The 308-nt window shown below is 35.1% G+C and carries 1 protein-coding gene; it reads right to left on the bottom strand.

Annotation, left to right across the window (positions count from 1 at the left end):
* On the bottom strand, window positions 1-308 hold a 308-nt coding region (locus HPC67_RS15690; protein ID WP_217589838.1), incomplete at both ends, for a spore coat protein.

Raw genomic sequence — 308 nt, 5'->3', positions numbered from 1 at the left:
GCCATGATGTCTGTAGCTGATAAAGTGATTGTGATATTATAGCAGTTTATAATTTTGATTTTTACTTTCTTTCGGCTATGTGCTGTAGAGCGTGCTATCAGATCACTCGCAACAATGTCTGCTATATCGCTATCGCTGATAAGAAGCTGGGTTGTAACAGTGATTAAAGCTGAAACTGCTGATTGCAATGAAAGTGCAAATGTGGTGTCTGATTTATGAATCGTAATCTTTTCAGAATCAATAATTTCTATATAATTATCATGTTCTTCAGCCAGTTCTTTAAACATTTTTGAGTAGAGTGTGTCAAC

The sequence above is a fragment of the Lentibacillus saliphilus genome (assembly GCF_019093865.1).
Lineage (GTDB): Bacteria > Bacillota > Bacilli > Bacillales > Amphibacillaceae > Lentibacillus_B > Lentibacillus_B saliphilus.
This window is presented reverse-complemented; position numbering and strand designations above follow the sequence as displayed.